The organism is Streptomyces sp. NPDC043680, from assembly GCF_056436685.1.
The window spans coordinates 55,447-78,504 of record NZ_JBWKCE010000008.1; the positions used below are offsets into that span (position 1 = coordinate 55,447).

The following is a 23,058-nucleotide window of genomic DNA, read 5'->3' on the forward strand; positions in this document are numbered from 1 at the left end:
CTGGCAAGCAAAAGTAGGGCCACTCACCTGGAATTGGCCCTATCCGCCGTGCCAGGCCATGCCACACCGTGAGCCCCGTCGGTCTTTGGCCCCCACGAAAGGCTCCACCCGGTGTCCTCGGCCCCTCACCGCCCCGCGCGGCACCTCACCCGTCGGCTGCTCCAGCTCTACGTCGGACTCGCCCTGTACGGGGCGAGCTCCGCGTTCCTGGTCCGCGCCGGACTCGGACTCGACCCGTGGGACGTCTTCCACCAGGGCCTCGCCGAGCGGACCGGCTGGAGCATCGGCACCGTCTCGGTGGCCGTCGGGGCCCTGGTCCTGCTGCTGTGGGTGCCGCTGCGGCAGCGTCCGGGGCTCGGCACCCTCTCCAACGTGTTCGCGGTCGGCCTCTCGATGGACGCCACGCTCGCCGTGCTGCCGGACGTGCACGGCGTCCTGGCGCAGGGAGCGCTGCTGGCCGCGGGCATCGTCCTCAACGGAGTCGCCACCGGCCTCTACATCAGCGCCCGCTTCGGGCCGGGTCCACGCGACGGCCTCATGACCGGCCTGCACCGGCGCACCGGCCGGTCCGTGCGGCTGGTGCGTACCGGGATCGAGCTCACGGTGCTGGCGGCCGGCTTCCTGCTCGGCGGCACCGCCGGCATCGGCACGCTCGCGTACGCCCTGGCGATCGGCCCCCTCTCCCAACTGTTCCTCCGCGTCTTCGCCCTCCCCGATCCGCCCCGCTTCCCGGCCGCGGCCCCGGTCGCCGGCTCGGCACACCTCCCGAAGGCCGCCCCGACGCCGACCAGGGCGGCGCCGCGGCGGTGAGCCAACGCCTGCCCGGGCCAGGAAGGCACCCCTCCCACCGTCGCGGCGCCGACTCGATCACGTTCACGTGGACCGGGACGGCGGCGCACGCGATGATGGGCTGAGGAGCATGCGCCATGGCCGCTCGCCGCAGGACTGCCGCGAGCCCGCTGGAGGTCCTGATGCTGACCACCCCTGTCTGCCGCCTTCTCGGTGTCGATGCCCCGATCATCTGCGCGGCCTTCGGCCCCTGGGACGAGGTCGATCTCGCGGCCGCCGTGTGCCGGGCCGGTGGGCTCGGCAGCCTCGGCACGGCGGTGCGGCCCCTTCCGGAACTGAAGGAACAGTGGGCTCGGCTGCGGCGGCTGACGGACCGGCCGTTCGCGATCAATCACACGAGCCGCCCCTTCGACGAGGAGGCGTTCCAGGCCACGATCGAGGAGCGGCCTGCAGCGATCTCCTTTCACTTGGCGGTGCCGCCCGACCTGATCGCCCGGGCGCACGATGCCGGCATCCTCTGGATCCAGCAGGTCTCCAGTAGCCGTCAGGGCGACGAGGCCCTCCGGGCCGAAGCGGATGTGATCGTCGCTCAGGGCGGCGAGGCCGGCGGGCAGGGCGGGGATGTCGCCACGATGGTGATGGTCCCCGATGTCGTCGACATGGCGGGCGAGGTACCCGTCGTCGCGGCCGGCGGGATCGCCGACGGCCGTGGCCTGGCAGCGGCGCTGACCCTGGGCGCGCAGGGTGTGCTGATGGGGACGCGCTTCCTCGCGTCGGAGGAGATGAGCGTGTCGCAGGCGTGGAAGAGCCGGCTCGTCGAGTCCGCCGCCGCGGACGCGGTGAAGGCCGTGGGCAGTGAGCGGATCCTGCCGCCGTTCAACCTCCCCGGCAGTGCCGGGGTGCCGCGCTGCCTGCGCACCCCCCTGGTGGACGCCCTGCGCGAGCATCCCGAACAGGTGGACCCCGCGGAGACCGTGCCTCGCGTGATGGCCGCGATCCTTGCCGGCGGCGGTGAGGAGTACCTCCCCTTCACCGGCCAGTCGACCGCCCTCGTGCACGAGATCCTGCCCGCCGGCGAGATCGTCCGCCGGACCGTGAGGGAAGCGGAGGCGGCGCTGGCGGCAGCGGCCCGCGCCGTCGGCCCGGGGTGATGAGGGCCCTCAGCCCCCGGACGCAGGGGACGCAGGACGCCTCCGCCGCCGCGAGGGATCGGTCCTGCGGCCACCACGGCCCCCGGACACACGAAAGGCCGCCCTCTCACGGATGAGAGAACGGCCTCCGACCTGCGTTTCCGCATGGTCGGGACGACAGGATTTGAACCTGCGACCCCTTGACCCCCAGTCAAGTGCGCTACCAAGCTGCGCCACGTCCCGATGCCCGCTGACCTGGGGTTTCCCCGTGGCCGAACGCGCACGAGAACAATACCGCACTTCACAGGGTGGTCGCGCGCACCTTTTGAGGGGCGGTGGCGTCGGGTGGCTCTTGACCTCAAGTGGACTTGAGGTTGCATGATCCACTCATGTCACAGGCAACCGCGGACACAGGGTTCCGCTACGAGGATCTGAGCCGCCTCATGGCGCTCATGACCGGGGCCGAGAAGCACGGGCCCGCCGCCACCTCCACGCTCGACGTGCTGTGGGTGCTCTACGACCAGGTGCTGCGCGTCGGGCCCGGGAGCGCCGAGGACGCCGAGCGGGACCGCTTCCTGCTGTCCAAGGGGCACGGGCCGATGGCGTACTACGCCGTACTGGCCGCCAAGGGGTTCTTCCCCGTCGACTGGCTCAGCGGCTTCGGCTCCTACGCCTCGCCCCTCGGGCACCACCCCGACCGGACCCTGATCCCCGGCGTGGAGATCGGCAGCGGCTCGCTCGGGCACGGGCTGCCGCTCGCCGTGGGCTCCGCGCTCGGACTGCGGGCCCAGGGGCTGGACGGGCCCGCGGTGTGGGTGCTCATCGGGGACGCCGAGCTCGACGAGGGCAGCAACCACGAGGCGCTCGCGTACGCCGGCTCCGCCGGGCTGGAGCGGCTGCACACCGTGGTGATCGACAACGACTCCGCGACCCACGGCTGGCGCGGCGGGATCGCCTCCCGCTTCGAGGCCGCCGGCTGGTCGGCGGTGACCGTGGACGGGCGGGACCACGCGGCCCTGCACGCCGCCTTCACCGCACCACATCCGGGCCGGCCGCACGCCGTCGTCGCCCGCGTCGAGAAGAAGGCTTGAGGGGGGACACCCATGGACACCATGCGCGAACGGTTCATTTCGGTCACGTCGGAGGAGCTCGACGAGGACCCGCGGCTGGCGCTCGTGCTCGCCGAGATCACCATGGACGGCTTCCGGCCCGCCCAGCAGCGCCACCCCGAGCGGGTGATCAATGTCGGCATCCGCGAACAGCTGCTGGTCGGCGTGGGCGGCGGGCTGGCCCTGACCGGCCTGCGTCCGATCATGCACACCTTCGCCAGCTTCCTGGTGGAGCGGCCGTTCGAGCAGGTCAAGCTGGATTTCGGGCACCAGGGCACGGGCGGGGTCCTGGTCAGCGCGAGCGCCAGCTACGACTGGCCAGCGGGCGGTTTCACCCACATGGCGCCGGGCGACGTGGCCCTGCTGGACACCCTGGACGGCTGGACGGTCCATGTCCCGGGGCACCCCGACGAGGCGGAGGCGCTGCTGCGCCACGCGTACGCCGCCGGTGACGACCGGGTCTACGTCCGCCTCTCCCAGCAGTCGAACGCCGCTGCGCACCCGATGACGGGGCTCGGCTGGCGGACCGTACGGGAGGGGGGTGCGGGCGTGGTCGTCGCCGTCGGCCCGCTGCTCGACCACGTGCTCGCCGCCACGGAGGGGCTGGACGTGACCGTCCTGTACGCGACGACGGTACGGCCCTTCGACGACGCGGCCCTGCGCGCGGCCGTCGGCCGGGCGACGAGCGACGTGGTGCTGGTCGAGCCGTACCTCGCCGGCACCTCCACCACCGCCGCCGCCCGGGCCCTGACCGAGGTCCCGCACCGTGTCCTCGGCCTGGGCGTGGGGCGCGCGGAACTGCGCCGCTACGGCACCATCGAGGAGCACACCGCCGCCCACGGCCTGGACCCGCGCTCCCTGCGCGAGCGGATCGGCGCCTTCCTGCACCGGCCGGGTTCAGCCCGCCCGTAGGGTCTCCTCGCGGGCGTGGATGATCTCCATCAGCTCCGCCGCGAGCGACTTGGCGGTGGCCAGCCCCTGGTTTCCCCAGCGGCGCGGTTCCCCGTCGGCCGCGCACACGGTGCCCAGCACGATCCCCTGCCGGTCGGTGAGCGGTGCGCCCAGGTACGAGCGGATCCCGCTCTCGTCGACCACCGCGTTGCCCGCGAAGCGCGCGAAGTCGCGTACGTCCTCCAGCACCAGCGCGCGGCGCCGCACCACCACGTGCGGGCAGTAGCCGTGGTCCCGGGGCAGCACGCGTGCGGGATATCCGCTCGCGGGGGCGTCCGGGGCGTGGTGCAGCCCGGCGAAGAACTGGCGTTCCTCGCCGACGAAGTTGACGCCCGCGTACGGGGCGGCCAGCACGTCGGCGATCTGCCGGGCGAAGGCGTCCAACTCGGCGTCCACCCGCTCCCCCAGGCCCAGTTCCCGCAGCCGGACGGCGCGCGCGGGCGCCTCCCGGTCCACCGGCGTGAGCAGCAGGTGTCCGGTCGACTCGTAGTACGCCATGGTGTTCCCCCTCAATCATCCGAAGAAGCAGCCAACTCGGGCGATTCAGCCGGCTTGGCCGATGCCGCCGTGAACAGCAGATGGTGGACGAGGGCGGCCAGTGTCCCCGTCCCGGAGCTCGGCAGGCGCGCGTCGCACCGTACGACGGGCACCTCGGGGCCCAGCCCCACCGCCTCGCGGACCTCGTCGGCGCCGTAGCGGTGGCCGTCGTCGAACTCGTTGACCGCGACGATGAATCCGATGCCGCGGCGCTCGAAGAAGTCCACGGCGGGGAAGCAGTCGGCGAGCCGGCGGGTGTCGGCGAGCACCACCGCGCCGAGCGCGCCCACGCACAACTCCTCCCACAGGAACCAGAAGCGCTCCTGCCCGGGCGTGCCGAAGAGGTAGAGGACGTGCCGCTCGTCCAGGGTGATCCGGCCGAAGTCCAGGGCAACGGTCGTGGTCGCCTTGGTCTCCACCCCCTCCAGGGCGTCGGCCGTCTCGCTCAGCCCGCTGAGCAGCTCCTCGGTGCGCAGCGGTTCGATCTCGCTCACGGCGCCCACGAAGGTGGTCTTGCCCGCCCCGAACCCGCCCGCGACCAGGATCTTCAACGTCGTGGGCAGTACGGCCCCACGCGCACCACCCGCACCACGCGCCTCGCGTACGCCGCGCACGCCGGGCGCGTCGGCCGCATCACGCGCTTCAGCCGCGCAGGGCGCGTCACAGTCGTCGACGTAGGCCATCGAGCACCGCCCGCAGCAGGTTGTGGTCGGCGGCGCCGAGGGGCCCGCCACCCGGGAAACGCGGCGCCTGCGCCGTGACCGCCCCGTGTTCCACCAGGTCGGACAGCAGCACCTTGACCACCACCGCGGGCAGCCGCAGCTGTCCGGACAGCTCGGCCACGGTGACGGCCGCCGCCCCCGCGCACAGGCGGAGCGCGAGGGCGTGTTCGGCGCCCAGCGGCCCGTGCGGGCGTACGCCGGTCGCCGTCACCAGCGACAGCAGGTCGAGCGCGACGGCCGGCCGGGTGCGCCCGCCGCTGGCGGTGTACGGGCGCATCACCCGCCCCGCCGAGTCGTCGAGCCACGGCGTGTCCCGCGGGGCCCCGCCGTGCGGGGCGCGGGCCCGCATCACTCCGCGGCGCCGGCGGGCCGGCGCGTCGGAGCCGCCAGGTAGGGGCGGACGCTCTTGACCAGCATCGCCATCTCGTAGCCCAGGACTCCCGCGTCGGCCTCCCGGTCGGCGAGGACCGCCAGGCAGGTGCCCGATCCGGCGGCGGACACGAAGACGAGGGCGGTGTCGAGCTCGACCACCACCTGCCGGACCTCCGCGCCGTCCCCGAACCGGGATCCGGCACTGCGCCCGAGGGAGTACAGCCCGGACGCCAGGGCCGCCAGGTGGTCGGCGCTGTCGTCGTCGAGGCCGTGCAGGCAGGTGACGAGGCCGTCGGCGGTGAGGAGGACCGCGCTCCGGGTGTAGGGGACCCGCTGGACGAGGCCGCCGAGCAGCCAGTCGAGGTCCGAGAGCCGGCTGGTCTTCGTCGCCGCTTCGCCGCCCATGGGAGTGAGCTCCTTGCCGGGGTGGGGGGTCGGGATCGGGGTCGGGGTGGACGGGGTCATGTCTGGTTCTCCGACTGGGCGAGGCCGTAGCCCCGTTGGAAGGCGGCCATCAGGCCCGGATCGTGCACGGGTTGCTCCGGGGGATCCGCCCTGCGCGGGGCGGGGGCGTCCCGCAGCTGCGGGGCGAGGTGCTCCTGGGCCCGGCGCCGGGGCAGGGGCGGCCGGTCCGGGTCCGTACGGGCGGCCGGCACGGACGCGGATACCGACCCCGGTACGGGCACCGGAACGGGTACGGGCGTCGGACCTGTCGGCTCCGGCAGGCCCACGCCCAGGCCGAGGTCCAGCCCCACGTCCAGCCCCGGCTCGGCGCCCACCGGCCCCATGGGCTGCACCGGCCCCAGCGGACCCACCGGCTCCGGTCGCGGATCGGGGCGTACGTCCGGCCGGGCGGCCGGGCGCGGGGCGTTCGCTGCCCAGGTCGGCGTCAGGGGCGCCGGGTGGACCGGCTGGATCGGGTGGGTCGCGGCAGTGCGGGCCTGATCCGGGGCGGGCGCCTGAGCAGGCACCCGGACCGTCTCGGCGCTCGACCGCGCCACCGGCGGCTCCGGCTGCCCGGGCGGGGCCGCCTGCTCCGGGCGTTCCCGAGGCGGCATGCCCACCCGCACCGGCTCCAGCGGTGGCAGCACCGCCTGGCTCTGCCCGGTCCCCCACGAGGTGGCCCGGGAGCCCCCCTGCGCATCGGCGGCGCCGGGCGCCTCCGCGCCGAGCAGCTCCTGCGGCAGCACGAGCACGGCCAGCACACCGCCGTAGATGTTCGACTTGAGCTCGACGGCGATCCCGTGCCGGCGCGCCAGCGCCGAGACCACGTACAGGCCGATCCGGCCGTCCGCCAGCAGATGGCGCACGCTGATCTGGTCGGGGTCGACCAGCAGCGCGTTCATCCGGTGCTGCTCCGCGGCCGGCAGGCCCAGCCCGCGGTCCTCCACCTCCACCGCGATCCCGGCGGTGACCCGCTCGGCGCGCACCACCACATCGGTGTCGGGGGCGGAGAACACGGTTGCGTTCTCGATCAGTTCGGCCAGCAGGTGCACCACGTCGGCGACGGCGTGCCCGCGCACGGTCCCGCCGGACGGGGGCACGACCTTGACCCGGGTGTACTGCTCGACCTCCGCGACCGAGGAGCGCAGCACCTCGCTCAGGTCGATGGGCCGGGTCCACTGGCGCCGGGAGGCCGCGCCGCCGAGCACGGCCAGGTTCTCGGCGTGACGGCGGATCCGGGTGGCGAGGTGGTCGACGTGGAAGAGCTCCTTGAGCAGGTCCGGGTCCTCGACGGTGTCCTCCAGCTCGTCGAGCAGCGAGATCTCCCGGTGCACGAGGGACTGCAGGCGGCGCGCGAGGTTGACGAAGACCTCGACCTTGCGGTCGTTGTCGGTCGGGGCGATCGGGCCGGCCAGCCGTACGAGCGTCGCGTGCGCCTGCTCCCGGGCGCCGCGCAGCTCCTGGGAGAGCAGCCAGAACTCGTCCACTCGTTCCGGGTCGGTGCCCGGCGGCGGTCCGGTCGGGCCGCCGCGGACCGGGCGGGCCGGGGGCTCCCCCCGCTCCAACCGCTCGGCGGCGGTGCGCAGTTCCTGACGGCCGCGCACGCTGGAGCGGCGCAGGGCCTCGCAGCGGTCGCGGACGGCCTTGGCGGAGCGCTGGGCGCCGAGCAGGGCCGCGGCCAGGGCGCCGAGGACGAGCAGCCCGCACCCGGTGAGCACCGGCCAGAGACGGGCGTCGCGCTCGCCCGCGCCGCCACCGAGCTGCAGGGTGAAGATGACCGCGGCCGCGCCGCTGAGGCCCGCTGCGAGGGTGGGCAGTACGGCGGCACGGACCAGCTGAGGCCGTATCTGCCGGCCGGGACCGGTGACGGCGTGTCTCGACGGGGCGTGGCGGGCGGCGCGGAGTCCGGACATCGGCGTCCTCTACGTGGGGCCCGGGCCCCCAGCGGTTCCGGGGCCCGGTGTGGATCACGGTGTTGATCACCGGATACCCACGCTAGACCGCACGCTCCCGCCCCCGGCGGCGAGTTGGGGAACTTCACCGGGCGTCTTCCCGCTCCCGGTGGAGCGCTCGTACGGAAGCCCGAATCCGCCGGGGAGCGCGCACCGGCCCCGCTCCGCCCGATGCGCCGCCCCACCGACGGCCACCCCGAAGCGGGTGTCGTCAGCTGGTGAAGCTTGCGGTGGCGGCGATGGTCTCGCCGCCGCCCGCGGGTTCGGCCCAGCCGTTCCACGTGCCGCTGTTGTAGTTGCCGTCGCGCTCGATGATCCGGTTGTCGCCGGTGACGGCGAAGACGTGGTTGACGCCGTTCGCGGCGGCGCTGGTGAGCCGCTTCAGGCCGTCGCCGCCCATGTCGCTCCAGCCGTTCCAGCTGCCGGCGGCGTAGTCGCCGTCGGTGTTGTGATACCGGCCGCCGAGGCTGATGGCGCCGAGGTGGACGGTGGTGTCACTGGCCGAGGCGGTGATGTCGAGGGCCTTGAAGCCGCCGACGGGGCCCGCGACGGTCCAGGCTCCCCAGGCGCCCGCGGCGTAGTCGGCGGTCAGCTCGATGATCTGGTTGCCGGCGTCGGTGGCGAAGATGTGGTTGACCCGGTCGGTGGTGGTGGCGCTGGTGACGCGCTTGAGGCCGGTGCCGCCGTGGTCGGTCCAGCCGTTCCACCTGCCGGCGGCGAAGTCCCCGTCGGTGTTGTAGAGGCGTCCGTCGGTACCGATGGCCACGAGGTGGACGGTGTCTCCGTAGGAGGAGGCCGACAGGGCGGTGAACGTACGGGAGTTCGTGCCGTCGATGGCGGGGGTGAACCAGCCGGACCAGGTGCCCGTCGTGCGGTCACTGTCGTTCTCGTAGACCTTGTCATCGCTGCCGAGTGCGAAGACCCGGTTGACCGGACCGGTGCCCGCGCTGGCCAACTCCTTGGCCGTGAAGGCGCCCCGGCTGCTCCAGCCGCTCCACTGGCCGACGGTGAAGTCGCCTTCGGCACTGAACAGGTCCCCGTTCGCGGCGATCCGCTGCAGGTGCACCGTCTCCTTGAGCCGCGGTGCCTCCGGCCTGGCCGGACCGCCGGTGAACCAGTGCAAGGAGTAGGCCTGGTCCAGGGAAGCGGCGAAGGGCTGCGCCAGCCTGGCGTATCCGGCGTCGTTCGGGTGCAGGCCGTCGGCCATCTGCGCGGGGTGCGTGCTGTCCGCGCGGTTCGGCGCCGTCAGCGCGGGTGCGTCGACGAACGTGAAGTGCTTGCCCGCACCCTGTTCGGCGGCCTCCAGCTGCTTCATCCGCTGGTTGTACTGGGCGACCGGCCGGGAGAGGTCCTGATAGGCCCATCCGGGGGTGGACGGGATCAGGCCCTGCATGATGACGGTGACCCCGGGCCGGGCGGCGAAGATCTGGTTCACGAGGACAGTGGCCCGGTTTGCGGCCTGGCCGGGGTCCGCGCCCTGGTTGAGATCGTTGATCCCGATGTGCAGGAGTACGACGTCGGGGTCGGCCGCCTCAAGCCAGCGGTTCACGCCGAGGCGGATGCGCTCGATGGTGTAGCCCGCGTGCCCCTCGTGCTCGGCATCCGGCATCGGTCCGTGGGAGAGGGAGCCGACGAAGTCGAGGGAGTAGCGGGACTGCTGGGCGGCGATCTCCTGGAGCGGCAGCCGGTAGCCGCCTTCCTTCGAACTGCCCTGGCCGTAGGTGATCGAGTCACCGAGAGGCATCACGCGGACCACAGGCGTCGCCGGTGCGGCCGAAACCGGTGTCCATCCGAGGAACGGGGCGGCTCCCGCCGCCAGGACTGCAGCAGCGCGGGCCAGAACTCCGAGGCGGTGCAAGGGTCTCCTTGTGGCAGCCGCCTGGCCCGGCACTCACGAGTGCCGGGCCAGGCGGCCGAAGAGCGAAGCGATGGTCGGTCGGTGAAGCCTCGGCCGGTGGCGGCTCACGGCCGGCTCCTGTACCGCCGGCGGCTTCCGTCCCATTGTTCCAGGCCACCGGTGGGCCGCTTGGAGCAGGCCACCCGCCGGCACCGCCACCTCGAACGCGACCGGGGCCGGGCCGTCACGGCGCGACTCCACGACCGTCCGGACTGACCAGCACGCCGCCGGGGCCCTCGGGCGGCCAGTCACAAGGCGCCCCGGCGGGCGAGCCGGCCGACCCTGCCCCGTCAGGACCCGACGGTCTCCGGTTCCCCGTGGGCCGTCACCGGCGGGCGGCCGGTCGTGGCCGGCCGGGGCGCCGCGACGGGGGCGGGCGGCGCGGGGGTCGCGAAGGGACGCCACCACGGGTCGGTCGGCAGCGCGGCCGTGTCCCCCGGCTCGAAGGGCCGGCCCGGGATCGGCAGCGCGACCGCCGCCCCGGCTGCCTCCGCCGCCGCCAGGGTGCCCTCGCCGGGCTCCTCCCACGGGTGGGGGGCCAGGTTGAAGGTGCCCCAGTGGATCGGCAGCATCGTGCCGTGCGGGATACCGCCCTGGAGGTCGAGGTGGGCGCGCATGCCCTCCTCGGGCGTCATGTGGATGTCCGGCCAGTACTCCGAGTACGCCCCGATCTGGATCATCGTGGCGTCGAAGGGGCCGTGCGCGGCGCCGATCTCGGCGAAGCCGGGGAAGTAGCCGGTGTCACCGCTGTGGTAGATGCGGTGCTCGTCGCCCGCGACCACCCAGGAGGCCCAGAGGGTGTGCTGCTGGTTGCGCAGTCCGCGCCCGCAGAAGTGGCGCGCGGGGGTGGCCGTCAGGGACAGGCCGGCGACGTCGGTGCTCTCGTTCCAGTCGAGCTCGCGCATCCGGTCCTCGGAGACGCCCCAGCGCTCCAGGTGCGCCCCGACGCCCAGCGGGACCACGAAGACCGTGTCCGTCCCGACCAGCTCCTTGATCGTCGGCAGGTCGAGGTGGTCGTAGTGGTCGTGGGAGATCACCACGGCGTCGACCGGCCCCAGCGAGGCCAGCGGCACCGGTACGGGGTGCAGCCGCTTGGGCCCGGCGAAGGGGAAGGGGGAGCACCGCTCGCCCCAGACCGGGTCGAACAGCACGCGCCGCCCGTCGATCTCCGCGAGCACGCTGGAATGCCCCATCCAGGTCAGGCGCAGTCCGCTGACCGGTGGCTTCGCCAGCTCGGCGAGCGTGGTCGGGTAGACCGGGACCGGGGCGCCGGGGTTGCGCCGGATCCGGTGCTCCTTGTCGAAGTAGATCTTCGCGAACTCGCGCATCGAGCCGGAGGGCCTGGTCCGGGCCCCGAGCGGGTTCTGGAAGACGCCGTCGGCGAAGTTCGGCGAACGCTGGATCCGCTCCAGCCGTGCACCGGACGGATCCGCGCCGAAGGATTCGGGCCGCAGGGCGCGCAACCGTGGACGCAGGGGACGGGAGCCGGTCAAAGCGCCTCCTGGGAGGATGGGGCGGAAGGGGCGGGCGCGGACCGTGCGCCGGTCCACGCACTTCCCAACGCACACCGGCCCCGAAGGATTCCGCTCCCCGCTCCCTTCCCTCCGGCTCCCCCCGCCGCACCCGCGACCACCGGCACCTGCGGCTGCGCCTACAGCGGCAGCAGATCCGGGCGCTTCGCCTCCACGTGGTCCCCGGAGGACTCCCCGCGCAGCCGCCGGCCGATCCACGGGACCAGGTGCTCGCGCGCCCAGAGGATGTTGTCCCGGGTCACGTCCACCGAGCCGCGCGGCTGTTGCGGCGGCCACGGCTGGTCGGGGTCCGCCGGCACCTCCAGCCCCAGCACCTGGGCGGCGCGCAGCGCGACCCGGGTGTGCCCCTCGGGCGAGAGGTGCAGCCGGTCGTCGTCCCAGGCCCGCCGGTCCTGGACGGACTTCAGCGACCAGAGGTCGAGCACCGGGCACCCGTACCGGTCGGCGATGGCGCGCACGTGCGCGCTGTACGTCGCCACCTTGCCCCGCAGGTGCTTGAGGACCGGCACGCCCCGGGTGTCGAAGCCCGTGGTGATCATGACCAGTCCGACGGCTCCGGTCAGGTCGGCGACGGCCGCCTCGAAGCGCTCCGCCACGGCGTCCGGGTCGCTGCCGGGTCGGATGATGTCGTTGCCCCCCGCGCAGAAACTCACCAGGTCCGGGGCGAGTTCCTTGGCCCTGGGCACCTGTTCGGCCACGATCTGGTCGAGGAGGCGCCCTCGTACGGCCAGGTTCGCGTACCGGAAGTCGTGCTCCTCGCGCTGATCGGCCAGGAGGACGGCCAGCCGGTCCGCCCAGCCGACGAAGCTCCCCCCGGGTCCCGGATCCCCCACGCCCTCGGTGAAGCTGTCCCCGATCGCCGCGTACGAGCCGATGGTCTTGAGTGTCGTCGTCGTCGCTGCCACGAGGCCTTATCCTTCACCCCGGCGCGTGACCTACGCCACCGTAGGCAGGGGTTGACGGACCGTGATCTATACCACGAGGTGGGTACGGGATAACAGCGCGTGAGGCCGGGACCCCCCTCGGGCCCCGGCCTCACGCGGGTCTGGACGCCCCCGCGGCGGCGGGAGGTTTCAGATGCTCACGCCCTTGGAGCGGAGGTAGGCCAGCGGGTCGACGTCCGAGCCGTAGGACGGGCCGGTGCGGATCTCGAAGTGCAGGTGCGGGCCGGTCGAGTTGCCGGTGGAGCCGGAGAGGCCGATCTGCTGCCCGGCGGCCACGCTCTGGCCGACCGAGACGGAGAGCTGTGACAGGTGGCCGTACTGGGAGTACTTGCCGTCCTCGTGCCGGATGACGACCTCGTTGCCGTACGCGCCGCCCCATCCGGCGGAGACCACGGTGCCGGCGCCGACCGCCTTGACGGAGGTGCCGGAGCTCGCGATGAAGTCGACGCCGGTGTGGTAGCCGCTGGACCACATGGCGCCGGGCGTCTTGTACTGGGTGGAGATCCCGCCACCGCCGACCGGGGCGACGAAGCCGGCGGCGGTGACCGTCCGGCTCTTCGCGGCGGGTGCCGGCGCGGCCTCGGCCGCGGCCTGGGGAGCCGGGGCCTTCGCCTTGGGCGCCGGGGCCTGCTTCTCGGCCGGGGCCTGCTTCTCGGCCGGTGCCTGGCTCTGGACCGGGGCCTGCTTGCGGGCGGGGGCGTGCGGGGCGGCCGCGGCCTCGGCGCCGAGGGTCAGCTTGAGGCCGGGGTGGATCAGGGACGGGTCGGCCCCGACGGCCTCGCGGTTGTCGGCGTACAGCTGCTGCCAGCCGCCCGCGAGGTGGCGCTCCGCGGCGATCTTGGAGAGGTAGTCGCCGGGCACCACGGTGTAGACGCTCGGAGCGGCGGCGGGAGCGGCCTGGAGCGCGGCCGGAGCCTGGGGGGCCTGCACGGGAGCGGTGACGGGGGCCGCGGCCGGGGCGCCGGCCGCCTGGGCGCCGGCGGCACCCATCAGCGGCAGGGCGAGGGCCGCGCCGCCGGTGCCGGCAACGGCGAAACCACGCGCGAGGGAGCGGGACTTGGGACGGCGGTGCTTACCCTTTGCAGGCATGGCGAATTCCTCTCCGTCGCCTGCGAGGTGAGCTGTCGGGTTCGGACTGGAGATGTCCGGCCGGACAGGAACAGCACCTGTACGGCTTCACCCCGAGCTGTCCGGGAGAAAGATCCGGAGCAGCGGCTTACCTGGTTCCCCCGCTCCTGCCGCGCGCGTGAATAGTCGGGTGCGGTTCCCGGATGGCGGCAGGATTCGGCGGTCCATCCGGATCGGGGCGAACGTAATCCAGCCGGACCGTACGGAACAAGCCATGAATTACCCATCAGTTTCCCGGCAGTGGGCGATCGGCGGAATTCCGGTCACCCTGTGTCCATTCCGCGGCGGCAACAACCCTTCCCACAGGGCAATTCGAGAACCGCGATCAGGCACGCACGGTCACCGTATGATCTGGCTCACGGGCGGGGACGCGATCTACCCTTCTGTACAGGCAAGTTGCGTCCAAGTGGTCCAAATTCGGACATCCGCGACGATACGGAGGAGACTTCCGTGACCCAGCAGATACCCCACACCCCACCGGTGGAACCGGAGCTGGTCGGAGTGCGCAACTTCCGCGACGTGGGCGGCCTGCCGACCACCGACGGGCGCAGGATCAAGCCGGGACGACTGTTCCGAAGCGGACATCTGGCACATGCCACCGAAAAGGACACGGAATTCCTCGCCTCGCTGGGCCTGCACACCATCTTCGACTTCCGCAACGACGCGGACCACGCCCTGGAGGGCCTCGACGTCGAGCTGCCGGGCGTCCGCAACGTCAACATCCCTCTGTCCGATCCGGCCGACGGGCGGGAGTTCTGGACGATGGTCCGCGAGGGCGGTCTCGACCAGCTCCGCGCCCTCCTCGGCGACGGGAAGGGCGCCGCCCGGATGTCCGCCTCGTACCGCTCGATGGTCAGGAACCGCACCGGCGAGCACAGCCGGGTCGTGCACGCCCTCGCCGACGCGAGCGTCCCGGCCCTCATGCACTGCGCGGCCGGGAAGGACCGGGCGGGGCTGTCGATCGCCGTCACCCTGCTCGCGCTGGGCGTCGAGCGGGAGGCCATCACCGCGGACTACCTGGAGTCGAACGCCCCGCACCGCCGCTACCGGATGCGCCGCACGGGCGAGCCGTCCGAGGTCCACTCCCCCGAGGTGGTGGAACTGATCACCCCGCTCTTCGAGGCCCGTGCGGAGTACCTCACCGCCGCCTTCGACACCATCGACGATCACTGGGGCGGCCTCGACCGCTATCTGGCCGAAGGCCTCCGACTCACGCCCGCGACGCTGACCCGCCTGCGCGAGCACCTGCTCGACTAGGCCGCGTCGTCCGGCACCCGTCGGCCCCGCCCCGCACATCGCAAGGGCAGGGCCGACGGACAGGGCCGACTCGCAGGGTCGGCGGGCGGCCCCGACGGCGGCGGCGAACCGGCGGAATGAATACGGCAGTTGCCCGGTTGGCGACGGCCGGCGGGTGGCCTTCCACCGCGCCGACGACGGGGCGGTGTGGACCGTCGACAACGACATCGGCGAGGACGACCGCGGGAGGCTCGCGCTCACCTTCAGCGGCGAGTACGCCGACGAGCTCCCCCCGGAGGAGGCCGAGCGCCGGCGCACGGCCATGACCGAGGCCGTCGCCCACACGGTGGCCGTGATCCGCCGCGCCAAGGCGGTCTGACCGCCCTCCCCTCCCCCACGGCCCGGCCGGCCGTCAGCGGTTGCCGACGGCCTGCTTCACCAGCGTCCTGCCGAAGTCCCACATCAGTCCGCCGCCCTCGTGCGCCTCGTCCATCACCGCGCGGAAGGCGGTGACGAAGCGGTCGACGTCCGCCTCGTCGATGATCAGCGGCGGGATCAGCTTGATGACCTCCAAGTGGTCGCCCGAGACCTGGGTGAGGATCCGGTGCTTCTGGAGCAGCGGCACCACCACCATCTGCGCGAAGAGCCCCTTCCGGGCTGCCTGGAGCATGGTCCACCGGCTGCGCAGGCCCAGCGAGTGCGGGCGGCCGAACTCGATGCCGATCATCAGGCCGCGCCCCCGCACCTCGTGCAGCAGCTCGTACTCGCCCACCAGCGCCGCGAGGCGGCCGCGCAGCAGGTCTCCCGTCGCGCGGGCCCGGGCGACCACCGCCTCGTCCTCCATGACGGAGAGCACCGCCAGTCCGGCCGCCATCGCCTGGGCGTTGGAACCGAAGCTGGCGGAGTGCACCAGGACCCGGTCCATGGACGAGTAGACCTTCTTGAAGATCCAGTCCTTGCCCAGGGTCGCACCGACCGGCACGTAGCCGCCCGACAGCGCCTTCGCCACGCAGACCAGGTCCGGTTCCACGCCCGGCTCGTGCTGGTAGGCGTAGAAGTCACCGGTCCGTCCGAGGCCGGTCTGCACCTCGTCCGCGATCAGCAGCGCCTTGTGCCGGTGCAGCAGTTCCTGGGCGCCGGACAGGAAACCGGGCGGGGCGGCGAGGACGCCCTTGCCCTGGATCGGCTCGACCACGAGGGCGGCGACGTCGCCGCGCCCCAGCTCCCGCTCCAGGGCGGCCAGGTCGCCGAGCGGGATCCCGGTGTCGGGCAGCAGCGGTGCGAAGCCGTCCCGGAAGCCGGCCTCGCCGTTGACGGAGAGCGAGCCGGTGGTGAGCCCGTGGAAGGCGTGGTCGCAGTAGAGGATCCTGGGCCGCCCGGTGGCGTACCGGGCGAACTTCAGGGCCGTCTCCACCGCCTCGGTGCCGCTGTTGCCGAAGAAGACCCGGTCCAGGTGGGGGCTGTACGAGAGGAGCTTCTCGGCCAGCAGTCCGGGCAGCGGCTGGCAGTCGAAGCGGGTGAGGTCGGCGAGCTGGGCGTCGAGGACGTCGTGCAGGGCCTGGCGGACGACCGGGTGGTGGCGGCCCAGGCCCATCACCCCGAATCCCGCGAGCATGTCGAGGTAGTCGTTGCCCTCGGCGTCCCAGAAGTGGGCGCCCTCGGCCCGCTCGTAGACCTTGTCGAAGCCGATGGTGTGCAGCATGCGGGGCAGCTGGTGGTTGAGGTGGCGCGTGTGCAGCTCGTAGCGTTCGGCGCCGCGCTCGGCCAGCAGGGCGCCGAGGTCGAAGCCCGTGCCCCGGCCGCCCGCCCCCGCGTGGCCGGTGCTCATGCCGACGCGTCCCGGTTGGCGGCGATCGTCTCCCGGGCCGCGCGCAGGGACTCCTTGAGCGAGCCCATGGTGGCGAGGACGGCGGTCGGCTCGTAACCGCAGTGCGCCATGCAATTCGCGCACCGCGGGTCCTTTCCGCGGCCGTACTTGCTCCAGTCGGTTTCCTCGATCAGTTCCCGGTACGTCGGCACGTAGCCGTCGCTCATCAGATAGCAGGGGCGCTGCCAGCCGAAGAGGGAGTAATTCGGAATGGCCCAGGCGGTGCAGGGGAAATCGACCTTGCCTTCCAGGAAGTCCAGGAAGAGCGGGGAGTGGTTGAGCCGCCAGCGCCGCCGGTTTCCGCCCGCGAAGGCCTTCCTGAAGAGTTCGCGGGTCTGTTCGACGCCCAGGAAGTGCTCCTGGTCGGGGGCCTTCTCGTAGGCATAGGCGGGCGAGATCATCATTTCGTCGACCTTCAGGTCGTCGTTGAGGTAGTTGAGCACCTCGATGATGGTCTGCGGGGTGTCCGTGTTGAAGAAGGTGGAGTTGGTGGTCACGCGGAAACCGCGCCTCTTCGCCTCCTTGATGGCGGCGACCGCCTCGTCGAAGACGCCTTCCTTGGCCACCGACTCGTCGTGCCGCTCGCGCAACCCGTCGATGTGGACGGCGAAGGCGAAGTACGGGGACGGGGTGAACTTCTCGATCTTCTTGCGGAGCAGCATCGCGTTGGTGCAGAGGAAGACGTACTTGCGCCTCGCCACCAACTGCCGCACGATCTCGTCGATCTGCGGGTGCATCAGGGGCTCACCGCCCGCGATGGACACCATGGGCGCGCCGGACTCAAGGACGGCACCGACCGCCTGGGCCACCGGCATGCGCTGCTTGAGCACTCCGGCCGGGTGCTGGATCTTCCCGCACCCCTCGCAGGCCAGGTTGCAGGCGTAGAGCGGTTCCAGCTCGACGATCAGCGGGAACTTCTCCCGCTTGCGGAGCTTCTGTTCGAGAAGATAGGTCCCGACCCTGATGGACTGTCGCAGCGGCATGGCCATCTGGCTCACCTCCTGGGGAGCAGCAACGAACGGTGCCAGTCATAAAACGCGGGCAGTACGGCACGCAGTACACGGAAGGCCGATATTCCACCGCGGACGGTGCCGATGCGGACGAGCTCGTGCTCCGGAGCGTCCACGATCACCCGGACGGCCGCAACCGGGCGGCCGGGGCCGCGTGCGGCGCCGCCGCTCGCGGCCCAGAGGGTGGCCGCCGACTCCATGTCGACCGCGATGGCGCCGGTGGCCCGCAGGTGTGCGCGCTCCTGGCCGCGGACGACGTGGTCGGATCCGGTCAGGGCGCCGGTGTGCACGGTCCGGCCGGGGGCGGCCCGGGCCAGTGCCGCGGCGAGCAGGGCGGTCCCGGCGCAGGGGACGGTGCCCCGCGGGTCCCGGGTCTCCTCGGCGACGACCAGGTCGCCGGGGTGCATCCCCGGGACCAGTCCGGCGCAGAACCCGGTGGCGAGGACCGCGGCCCCGCTCAGGGCCGGCTCGGCGAGCGCCCGGCCGACGGCCCGTTCGGCGGCGCGCGGGCCCATGCCCGTACGCAGCAGGGCGTAGCCCTCGGGGGCGCGGCGGGGCCCGTGGTCGCCGCCGCTGCGCAGGGCCGCCTGCTCGATGCGCAGGGCGCAGGCCACCAGCAGCGGCAGCCCGGCTCCGGGGGTGCCGGGCCGGGCGGGGCTCATCAGCGCTCCCCCGGCGCGAACGGTTCCCCGTACAGGTAGCGGCCAAGTGCGGTGAGCGGGAACACCTGGCGGTACAGGTGGTAGTTGATGGAGAAGTCCCAGGGGAATCCGGTGCCGGTGAAGTACGGCTCGTCCCAGGAGCCGTCCCCGCGCTGGCTGTCCACCAGGTACGCGATGCCGCGCTCCACCGCCTTCGACTCCCGCTCCCCCGCGGAGAGCAGCGCCATCAGGGCCCACGCGGTCTGCGAGGGGGTCGAGGCGCCCCTGCCCGCCCACCCGGGGTCCCGGTAGGAGCGCTGGTCCTCGCCCCACCCGCCGTCCTCGTTCTGTACGATCTCCAGCCAGCGCACGGCCCGCCGGATCGCGGGATGGGCCGGGGCGATCCCGGCGGTGGTCAGCGCCGGGACCACCGAGCCCGTCCCGTACACGTAGTTGGTGCCCCAGCGGCCGAACCAGCTGCCGTTCGGCTCCTGTTCGGCGAGCAGCCAGGCGATGCCCCGCCGGGTCCGGGGGTCGGCGGCCTTGCCTTCGACGGCGAGCATCTCCACCACGTGGGCGGTGACGTCGGCCGACGGCGGGTCGATGACCTCGCCGAAGTCGCAGAAGGGCAGGCGGTTGGGGAAGGGGCTGGTGTTGTCGGCGTCGAAGGCGCCCCAGGCGCCGTTGCGCGACTGCATGCCGAGGTTCCAGGAGACCCCGCGGGCGATGGCCGCCTCGACGCGGGCCGGCCGCGGGTGCTTGATCCGGCGCAGGGCGAGGACGACTTCGGCGGTGTCGTCGATGTCGGGGTAGTTGTCGTTGTGGAACTCGAACGCCCAGCCGCCCGGGGCCAGTCCGGGCCGCCGTACGGCCCAGTCGCCGGTGCGGACGATCTCCTCGCCGAGCATCCAGTCGGCGGCCCTGACCAGGGCCGGGTGGTCGGGGGGCAGGCCCGCGTCGGCGAGGGCGATGGCGGCGAGGCAGGTGTCCCAGACCGGGGACTGGCAGGCCTCGATCATCCGGGCGCCGTCCTCGCGCCACACGGCGAACCGGTCCAGGGATTCCAGGCCGGCCCGCATGACGGGGTGCCCGAGGTCGTATCCGAGCAGGTGCAGGGCGATGATCGAATACACGGCGGGCGGCTGGATGCCGCCCCAGCAGCCGTCGTTCTCCTGGCGCTCGATGATCCAGCGGGCGGCGGTGTCCATGGCCGCCTTGCGCAGCCGGCGGGGGGCGAACCGCCGGTAGACGTGCAGGGCCCGGTCCATCCGCTGGAAGGCGCCCTCCCAACTGGCCAGCGGGGCCGGGCGGGTGGCCGGGAAGGGCCGCCGGGCGTCCGTGTGCAGCTCGTCGAGGGCGAAGGGGGCCGGGCGGACCGGCCGCTTGGCGGAGACCACGGTCAGCGGGACGATGGTCTGGCGGGCCCAGCAGCCGAAGTCGTAGATGTTCAGCGGCACCCAGGGCGGCAGGAAGACCAGCTCGGGCGGGAGTTCGGGCAGGTGGTCCCAGCTCCACCAGCCGAACAGGGCCAGCCAGACGCGGGTGAAGACGCGGGCGGCGGCGATCCCGCCGTGGGCCCGGATCCAGGCGGAGGCGCGGGCCATGTGCGGGGCGTCCGGGGCGTCTCCGGCCAGGCGCAGGGCGACGTACGCCTCGACGGTGGCGGAGAGTTCGGGCGGTCCGCCGTGGAAGGTGGCCCAGGTGCCGTCCTCGCGCTGCTCACCGCGGATGAACAGGGCGGCGGCCCGGGTGGTGGCCTCGTCCCGGATGCCGAGGAACTGCCGCAGCAGGAGGTCCTCGGCGTCCATGGTGACGTTGGTCTCCAGGTCGCCCTTCCACCAGCCCTCGGGGTCCTGGCGGTCGAGCAGGTGCCGGACCGCCCGCGCGGTGGCGTCCTGCACGGCCTGCGTCCCGCTCCCGGCCCGGCCGGACCGGGAGGGCGCTGCGGGCGGGTCCCCCGGGGTCCCGGCCGGGTCCGCGAGCCCCGTGCCCGGGGGCGGTCCCGGGAGGCTCCCCGCCTGCCGGGCGGTCCGCACGGGCACGGCGCCCACTGCGGCCCCGCCGTCCTCCGGATCAGCGCCGCAGGCACCGGCACTGTCGGTCGTCGCTGTCATGGCTTCCCCTTACGTGCAGTGTCCTGTCCTCTGCTGTGCTGGGGTCTGCCGTCGGCCGGCGCTCCTGTCAGGAGGCGCCGGCCGGCGACTGGCGAGTCATATGCGTGGGTGGACGGCCCGGGTGGCGGTCACCTCTTGCGCACGACGACGAAATCGGCGAGGGCGACGAGCTGTTCCCGCACCCGCCGGGGCATGTCCACCTCGTCCAGGGCCCGGATCGCCACGGCGTGCTGGCGGCGGGCCTCCTCCGCGGTCCAGGCGCGGCCGCCCGCCGCCTCGATGAGCGCCGCACGGGCGGCGAACTCCTCCTCCGAGAAGTTCTCGAAGTCGTTGCTCTTGGCGTCCGCGGCGAGCAGCTGCGCCAACTCCTCGCAGGCGGGTCCGCCCGCGGCGAGCGCGGCGACGACCGGCAGGGACTTCTTGCGCTGGCGCAGGTCGCTCCAGGTCTGCTTGCCGGTGGACTCCGGGTCCCCCCAGATGCCGAGGAGGTCGTCGACGGCCTGGAAGGCGAGGCCCAGGTGGTATCCGTACTCCTCCAGCTTGTCGGCCGTACGGTCGTCCGCCCCGCCGAGGACGGCGCCGATGGAGACTGCGCAGGCGAGCAGGGCGCCCGTCTTGTTGCCCTCCATCTCCAGGCACTCCTCGACGCTGACGCGCTCGCGGTGCTCGTAGGAGATGTCCTGCGCCTGGCCGTCGATGAGCTTGCGGCTGGCGGTGGTCAGGCGGCGCGTGGCCCGGCCCGCCTCGACGGTGCCGAGTTCCAGCAGCACCTCGTTGGCGAGGGCGAAGAGAGCGTCGCCGACGAGGATGGCCTGCGCCGGTCCGTGCACCTTCCACACCGTGTCGCGGTGCCGGCGCTGCTCGTCGCCGTCCATCAGGTCGTCGTGCAGCAGCGAGAAGTTGTGGACCAGCTCGACGGCGACGGCGCCCGGGATGCCGACCTCGGGCGCCGCGCCGGCGGCCTCGGCCGACAGGAGGGCGAGCGCGGGGCGCACGGCCTTGCCGCCGTCGCCGTCCGCCGGGTTGCCCTGGGCGTCGATCCAGCCGAAGTGGTAGGCGGCGACGGTGTCCATGGGCGCCGCGAGCCGGTCGACCGCGGCGCGGAGCGCGGGAGTCGACAGCGTGCGGCCGCGCTCCAGGAGGGCGAGGGTGTCCGCCTTCTCCGCACCGGCCGCGCCCATACCGGCATCCGTGTTCTCGACTGCCGGGTTCCCCGGGTTCACTGGCTCTCCTCTGTTTCCTGTACGTGCTGCTGTGCGGGTCGTGCCGGTGGTCGTCATACCGCCTCCTGCAGGGGGTGCTCGCGGTGGCGGCCGATCGTGCCGAGGGCGGCGTGTGCCGCACTCAGCCCGCTGCGTACGGCGCCCTCCATCGTCGCGGGCCAACCGGTGGCGGTCCACGCACCGGCGAGGTAAAGGCCCGGCGTGTCGGTCCGCGCGCCGGGGCGCAGCCGGCCGACGCCGGGGGTGGGGGCGAACGTGGCGGTCCGCTCCCGGGTCACGAAGAAGTCCCGTACCTTGGCGCCGCGCGCGGCGGGCAGCAGCCGTTCCAGCTCGGGGAGGTACTTCGCGCGCAGCACGGAGACCGGCTCGTCGATGTCGTCCTGGGCCGCCGACTGGGACAGGGCGAGGTACTGGCCGCCGTCGGGCAGTCCGGAGGCGTCGGTCCGGTCGAAGACCCACTGGACCGGGGAGCCGAGCGCGGCGAAGAAGGGCTGTTTGAGCACCTTGCGGTCGTAGACGACGTGGACGTTGAGGATGGGTGCGGTGCCGATGTCGAGGAGCTTGTCCGGGTCGGCCAGGGCCCCGGGCGGGAGCAGGGCGTGTGCCTCGCGCTGCGGGACGGCGAGGACGACGGCGGCGGCGTCGAGCGACTCCGTATCGGTGTCGACCCGCCAGTGCCCTTCCTGCGTACGGGAGACGGCGGTGACGCGGGTGCGCAGTTCGGTGCGTACGCCGGCGGCGTCGAGCGCCTTGCGGGCCAGGGTGTCGTGCAGGTCGCCGAGGGGGACCGCGGCCCAGCCGATGTCCGCGGCGCTGTTCTCGGAGAGCAGGCCGGTCTTGAAGACCATGGCGGCCAGGCCCAGCGAGGAGTGGGCGGCGGTGGCGTTGAGCGTCGCGATGCCGACGAGGTCCCACAGGGCCTCGACGGTACGCGGGCTCTGGCCGTGGCGGCCGAGCCAGGTCGCGAAGTCCAGGCCGTCGAGCGCCGGATCGGCGGGGTCGAGGCGGCGCAGCGCGAGCGCGGCTCGCCCGACGCTCAGGCGTTCGGCGAGGGAGAGGTGGGGGTAGCGGGCGAGCGAGCCGGTCAGGTGCAGGGGCACGGGCAGGGCGCTGCGCCGCAGCCGGCCCAGGCGCGGGCCGCGGGGGTGGGCGACGTCGAGGACGGGTACGTCGAGCCGGTCCTGGAGCGGGGCGAGCGCGGCTCCCTCGATCCGGTCGAGGAACCAGCGGTAGGCGGTGCAGCAGCGCAGGTAGACGTGTTGGCCGTTGTCGACGGTGAGTTCGCCGCGCTTGAAGGAGAAGGCGAGGCCGCCGAGCCGGGGTCGGCCCTCCAGCAGGGTCACCCGCAGGCCCGCGTCGGCGAGTTCGAGGGCGGAGGTGACGCCCGCGAGGCCGCCGCCGACGACCACGGCGTACCGGTCGCTGCCGCTCATGCGTCCTCCCCTGTCGTCCGGCCGCCT

Annotated in this window: 21 protein-coding genes, 1 tRNA gene and 1 riboswitch; of the genes, 6 read left to right on the forward strand and 16 right to left on the reverse strand. The window is 73.3% G+C overall.

What is annotated here, in order from left to right:
* Positions 1–111 precede the first annotated feature (111 nt).
* Positions 112–810 carry a membrane protein YczE gene (gene yczE / locus AC0666_RS18270; RefSeq protein WP_468969077.1) on the forward strand — a complete coding sequence of 233 codons (699 nt, stop codon included), beginning with the start codon at positions 112–114 and terminating at the stop codon, positions 808–810.
* A gap of 116 nt (positions 811–926) precedes the next feature.
* Entirely contained in the window at positions 927–1,940 is a 1,014-nt protein-coding gene (locus tag AC0666_RS18275; RefSeq protein WP_478707929.1) for an NAD(P)H-dependent flavin oxidoreductase, read from the forward strand.
* A gap of 145 nt (positions 1,941–2,085) precedes the next feature.
* On the opposite strand, the gene AC0666_RS18280 is transcribed toward AC0666_RS18275, so the two are convergent.
* Positions 2,086–2,162 (reverse strand) — tRNA-Pro (locus tag AC0666_RS18280).
* A 146-nt stretch (positions 2,163–2,308) separates the two neighbouring features.
* Between AC0666_RS18280 and AC0666_RS18285 the strand changes: the two genes are divergently transcribed.
* Both AC0666_RS18285 and AC0666_RS18290 read left to right on the forward strand, forming a co-directional pair.
* Entirely contained in the window at positions 2,309–3,010 is a 702-nt protein-coding gene (locus AC0666_RS18285) for a transketolase (protein ID WP_478707930.1), read from the forward strand.
* Positions 3,011–3,022: 12 nt separating this feature from the next.
* The gene (locus AC0666_RS18290) at positions 3,023–3,940 is read left to right on the forward strand and encodes a transketolase family protein (protein WP_478707931.1); all 918 of its coding nucleotides are present in this window, start codon (positions 3,023–3,025) and stop codon (positions 3,938–3,940) included.
* Here the strand turns inward: AC0666_RS18290 and AC0666_RS18295 are convergent.
* The 9 genes from AC0666_RS18295 to AC0666_RS18335 all read right to left on the reverse strand — a co-directional run bounded on the left by AC0666_RS18295 (position 3,926) and on the right by AC0666_RS18335 (position 13,468).
* The gene (locus tag AC0666_RS18295) at positions 3,926–4,477 is read right to left on the reverse strand and encodes a GAF domain-containing protein (protein WP_468580816.1); all 552 of its coding nucleotides are present in this window, start codon (positions 4,475–4,477) and stop codon (positions 3,926–3,928) included. The genes AC0666_RS18290 and AC0666_RS18295 overlap by 15 nt on opposite strands.
* Before the next feature lie 11 nt (positions 4,478–4,488).
* On the reverse strand, positions 4,489–5,199 hold the full coding sequence (locus AC0666_RS18300) for a GTP-binding protein (protein WP_478707932.1): 711 nt from the start codon (positions 5,197–5,199) through the stop codon (positions 4,489–4,491).
* Entirely contained in the window at positions 5,177–5,587 is a 411-nt protein-coding gene (locus AC0666_RS18305; RefSeq protein WP_478707933.1) for a DUF742 domain-containing protein, read from the reverse strand. Before AC0666_RS18305 ends, AC0666_RS18300 begins: the two co-directional genes overlap by 23 nt.
* Positions 5,587–6,015 carry a roadblock/LC7 domain-containing protein gene (locus tag AC0666_RS18310; RefSeq protein ID WP_478707994.1) on the reverse strand — a complete coding sequence of 143 codons (429 nt, stop codon included), beginning with the start codon at positions 6,013–6,015 and terminating at the stop codon, positions 5,587–5,589. Before AC0666_RS18310 ends, AC0666_RS18305 begins: the two co-directional genes overlap by 1 nt.
* A 56-nt stretch (positions 6,016–6,071) precedes the next feature.
* Positions 6,072–7,967, reverse strand: coding sequence for a sensor histidine kinase (locus AC0666_RS18315; RefSeq protein ID WP_478707934.1), 1,896 nt, complete (start codon positions 7,965–7,967; stop codon positions 6,072–6,074).
* Between the two features lie 250 nt (positions 7,968–8,217).
* A complete protein-coding gene (locus AC0666_RS18320) occupies positions 8,218–9,750 on the reverse strand; it encodes a GDSL-type esterase/lipase family protein (RefSeq protein WP_478707935.1) in 1,533 nt (510 codons plus the stop codon).
* 443 nt (positions 9,751–10,193) lie between these two features.
* Positions 10,194–11,396 (reverse strand): MBL fold metallo-hydrolase, encoded by a 1,203-nt coding sequence (locus tag AC0666_RS18325; RefSeq protein ID WP_468969053.1) that lies wholly within the window; start codon positions 11,394–11,396, stop codon positions 10,194–10,196.
* Between the two features lie 158 nt (positions 11,397–11,554).
* Positions 11,555–12,340, reverse strand: coding sequence for an SGNH/GDSL hydrolase family protein (locus AC0666_RS18330; protein WP_468969052.1), 786 nt, complete (start codon positions 12,338–12,340; stop codon positions 11,555–11,557).
* Positions 12,341–12,508: 168 nt separating this feature from the next.
* Positions 12,509–13,468 carry a LysM peptidoglycan-binding domain-containing M23 family metallopeptidase gene (locus AC0666_RS18335; RefSeq protein WP_478707936.1) on the reverse strand — a complete coding sequence of 320 codons (960 nt, stop codon included), beginning with the start codon at positions 13,466–13,468 and terminating at the stop codon, positions 12,509–12,511.
* 2 nt (positions 13,469–13,470) lie between these two features.
* Positions 13,471–13,646: riboswitch (cyclic di-AMP (ydaO/yuaA leader) on the reverse strand.
* 311 nt (positions 13,647–13,957) lie between these two features.
* Between AC0666_RS18335 and AC0666_RS18340 the strand changes: the two genes are divergently transcribed.
* Together AC0666_RS18340 and AC0666_RS18345 are read left to right on the forward strand one after the other, a co-directional pair.
* Positions 13,958–14,764 carry a tyrosine-protein phosphatase gene (locus tag AC0666_RS18340; RefSeq protein ID WP_468580827.1) on the forward strand — a complete coding sequence of 269 codons (807 nt, stop codon included), beginning with the start codon at positions 13,958–13,960 and terminating at the stop codon, positions 14,762–14,764.
* Between the two features lie 154 nt (positions 14,765–14,918).
* Positions 14,919–15,122, forward strand: a complete 204-nt coding sequence (locus AC0666_RS18345; RefSeq protein WP_468969045.1) for a hypothetical protein — start codon at positions 14,919–14,921, stop codon at positions 15,120–15,122.
* 33 nt (positions 15,123–15,155) lie between these two features.
* On the opposite strand, the gene AC0666_RS18350 is transcribed toward AC0666_RS18345, so the two are convergent.
* From AC0666_RS18350 to hpnE, 6 genes are all read right to left on the reverse strand, one after another.
* Positions 15,156–16,571 carry an aspartate aminotransferase family protein gene (locus tag AC0666_RS18350; protein WP_468580829.1) on the reverse strand — a complete coding sequence of 472 codons (1,416 nt, stop codon included), beginning with the start codon at positions 16,569–16,571 and terminating at the stop codon, positions 15,156–15,158.
* Complete coding sequence (gene hpnH, locus AC0666_RS18355) at positions 16,568–17,599, reverse strand: adenosyl-hopene transferase HpnH (protein ID WP_468969039.1); 1,032 nt, start codon at positions 17,597–17,599, stop codon at positions 16,568–16,570. The genes AC0666_RS18350 and hpnH overlap by 4 nt, the downstream gene beginning before the upstream one ends.
* Positions 17,600–17,604: 5 nt before the next feature.
* Positions 17,605–18,282 carry a phosphorylase family protein gene (locus AC0666_RS18360; protein ID WP_468969036.1) on the reverse strand — a complete coding sequence of 226 codons (678 nt, stop codon included), beginning with the start codon at positions 18,280–18,282 and terminating at the stop codon, positions 17,605–17,607.
* Positions 18,282–20,375 carry a squalene--hopene cyclase gene (gene shc, locus AC0666_RS18365; RefSeq protein ID WP_468969034.1) on the reverse strand — a complete coding sequence of 698 codons (2,094 nt, stop codon included), beginning with the start codon at positions 20,373–20,375 and terminating at the stop codon, positions 18,282–18,284. The genes AC0666_RS18360 and shc overlap by 1 nt, the downstream gene beginning before the upstream one ends.
* Before the next feature lie 128 nt (positions 20,376–20,503).
* Positions 20,504–21,598, reverse strand: coding sequence for a polyprenyl synthetase family protein (locus AC0666_RS18370; protein WP_468969031.1), 1,095 nt, complete (start codon positions 21,596–21,598; stop codon positions 20,504–20,506).
* A 53-nt stretch (positions 21,599–21,651) separates the two neighbouring features.
* Positions 21,652–23,031, reverse strand: coding sequence for a hydroxysqualene dehydroxylase HpnE (gene hpnE / locus AC0666_RS18375; RefSeq protein WP_478707937.1), 1,380 nt, complete (start codon positions 23,029–23,031; stop codon positions 21,652–21,654).
* Between the last annotated feature and the right edge of the window lie 27 nt (positions 23,032–23,058).

Excerpts from the sequence above, each read along its gene's own strand:
- AC0666_RS18290 (WP_478707931.1), top strand. The coding sequence starts at position 3,023 with ATGGACACCATGCGCGAACGGTTCATTTCGGTCACGTCGGAGGAGCTC.
- AC0666_RS18360 (WP_468969036.1), bottom strand. The coding sequence starts at position 18,282 with ATGAGCCCCGCCCGGCCCGGCACCCCCGGAGCCGGGCTGCCGCTGCTG.
- AC0666_RS18350 (WP_468580829.1), bottom strand. The coding sequence starts at position 16,571 with ATGAGCACCGGCCACGCGGGGGCGGGCGGCCGGGGCACGGGCTTCGAC.
- AC0666_RS18275 (WP_478707929.1), top strand. The coding sequence starts at position 927 with ATGGCCGCTCGCCGCAGGACTGCCGCGAGCCCGCTGGAGGTCCTGATG.
- AC0666_RS18285 (WP_478707930.1), top strand. The coding sequence starts at position 2,309 with ATGTCACAGGCAACCGCGGACACAGGGTTCCGCTACGAGGATCTGAGC.
- AC0666_RS18315 (WP_478707934.1), bottom strand. The coding sequence starts at position 7,967 with ATGTCCGGACTCCGCGCCGCCCGCCACGCCCCGTCGAGACACGCCGTC.
- AC0666_RS18335 (WP_478707936.1), bottom strand. The coding sequence starts at position 13,468 with ATGCCTGCAAAGGGTAAGCACCGCCGTCCCAAGTCCCGCTCCCTCGCG.
- AC0666_RS18310 (WP_478707994.1), bottom strand. The coding sequence starts at position 6,015 with ATGGGCGGCGAAGCGGCGACGAAGACCAGCCGGCTCTCGGACCTCGAC.
- AC0666_RS18320 (WP_478707935.1), bottom strand. The coding sequence starts at position 9,750 with ATGCCTCTCGGTGACTCGATCACCTACGGCCAGGGCAGTTCGAAGGAA.
- AC0666_RS18295 (WP_468580816.1), bottom strand. The coding sequence starts at position 4,477 with ATGGCGTACTACGAGTCGACCGGACACCTGCTGCTCACGCCGGTGGAC.
- hpnE (WP_478707937.1), bottom strand. The coding sequence starts at position 23,031 with ATGAGCGGCAGCGACCGGTACGCCGTGGTCGTCGGCGGCGGCCTCGCG.
- AC0666_RS18305 (WP_478707933.1), bottom strand. The coding sequence starts at position 5,587 with ATGCGGGCCCGCGCCCCGCACGGCGGGGCCCCGCGGGACACGCCGTGG.
- shc (WP_468969034.1), bottom strand. The coding sequence starts at position 20,375 with ATGACAGCGACGACCGACAGTGCCGGTGCCTGCGGCGCTGATCCGGAG.
- AC0666_RS18300 (WP_478707932.1), bottom strand. The coding sequence starts at position 5,199 with ATGGCCTACGTCGACGACTGTGACGCGCCCTGCGCGGCTGAAGCGCGT.
- hpnH (WP_468969039.1), bottom strand. The coding sequence starts at position 17,599 with ATGGCCATGCCGCTGCGACAGTCCATCAGGGTCGGGACCTATCTTCTC.